Origin of the sequence: Parapedobacter soli (assembly GCF_025460835.1) — a bacterium.
Taxonomy (GTDB): Bacteria; Bacteroidota; Bacteroidia; order Sphingobacteriales; family Sphingobacteriaceae; genus Parapedobacter; species Parapedobacter soli.
Window position 1 is genome coordinate 1 of sequence record NZ_JAMXAY010000128.1, and the last position, 1,434, is coordinate 1,434.

Genomic DNA, 1,434 nt, shown 5'->3' on the forward strand with positions numbered 1-1,434 from the left:
AATCACTATTGTCCGACTAAAGTCAGTATTGTTCATATTTAACTATGAAATTGGCCGTCAAGGCCGCTTTTATTCATTTTTCAAAAAAGACCTCCCCCTTCAAAGAGATCAGAACAGGGCCAGTTGGCCGGTATCCTGAGGACCTTCCCTGGCGTTGTAATCCCGATTTCCGCTTTTCAGCAGCTGGTAAACGTCCAGCAGACTGATCAGGTGGATGCGCACCAATGTGGCCACCACCGAGAAGGCCTTTTTCACCTGTGCCTTTTTCTGCAGTACCGTCAGCAGCAGCTGTGCGATGAGCGTGCACCATACCTGCGTGTAAATCGCATTGGTGTTCTCGCCGTAGAAGTAGTTCAGCTGGAAGTTCTGTTTCATCTTTTTGAACAGCAACTCGATGGTCCAACGCTTCTTGTACAGAAAGGCAACTTCCTCGGCCGTGATGTCCATATTGTTGGTCAGGAATTCATAACGCCTGTTCTTTTCGTCCTGGTAGGATACCCTGCGCAGGGTGAGCTCACACGTCTCTTTGGTGATTTTCTTCCCGTTTTCATCCTCCGGGTGGTAGCTCACGGAGATGATTTCATCACGCAGCACCTTGGCCTGCCCTTTTTTCCGATAATGCTTGCGCAGGGTATCCTTCACCGTGTAGACCGCGTTCTTCTTCATCCGCGTTACGAAATAGACCTGCTTTTCCGTCCAGCGGGCGAACATCAGGTAATGGTTGTACGCCCGGTCGAAAACCACCACGCTATGCGGCACCAGCTCCAAACCTGACAGGAAATTCTTGTCGTGCACCTTGGCCTCGGTGATCTTCACGAACCGGCCAACCGACTGCACCGCATCGATCAACATATGTACCTTCAACCCGCCTTTCTTTTTCCCGTCGCCTTTAGGGTTGCGGCCGACGCCCTTCAGGATGTCGCTGAACAGCCGGATGGTGGTCGAGTCAACCAGCAGCACCTCCTTGAACGTCAGCCCGAAAGTCCGGCTGTCCGACAAAAAACTCCGGTAATGCTTGACCAGCGAGAAATATACCGCTTCGAAAAATCCGTTGTCCCGGTTGCGCAACCCGTCGCTGGCCGTACTCTTGGCCGGGGACTTCTTAAGCCCAAGGTGATTCAGCTTGCCACCCATACCACGCAGACCTTCACATACTTCCGTCATCGAGTCGCAACGGCTCAGGATGCCGAAAAGCATTGTAACCAGCTGTGTCATGCTGCCGAATGACTTGTAATAACGGTCGCTCTGCTTCTCGCCTATGATGCCTTTGATATCGATAGCTGTCGCTAATTCCATGATCTGTTTCAAAACCGGCTGTCCGACAAAATTTATTTCCCTATTTTTACCCATGTTGTAGTTTCTTTCGCAAAAACAAACTTACAACATCTCGGAGTGGGCCTCAAGCAGGCTTACTCCTTTTTTATTTTATCCGGT

The 1,434-nt window shown here is 50.6% G+C and carries 1 protein-coding gene; it reads right to left on the minus strand.

The annotated features are described in order from the left end of the window. Positions 1–108: 108 nt before the first annotated feature. On the minus strand, positions 109–1,350 hold the full coding sequence (locus tag NGM62_RS21835; RefSeq protein ID WP_262250421.1) for an IS4 family transposase: 1,242 nt from the start codon (positions 1,348–1,350) through the stop codon (positions 109–111). Positions 1,351–1,434 lie beyond the last annotated feature (84 nt).

What these genes read in the sequence shown, in the direction of transcription:
- NGM62_RS21835 (WP_262250421.1), bottom strand. Translation starts at nt 1,350, where the DNA reads ATGGGTAAAAATAGGGAAATAAATTTTGTCGGACAGCCGGTTTTGAAA.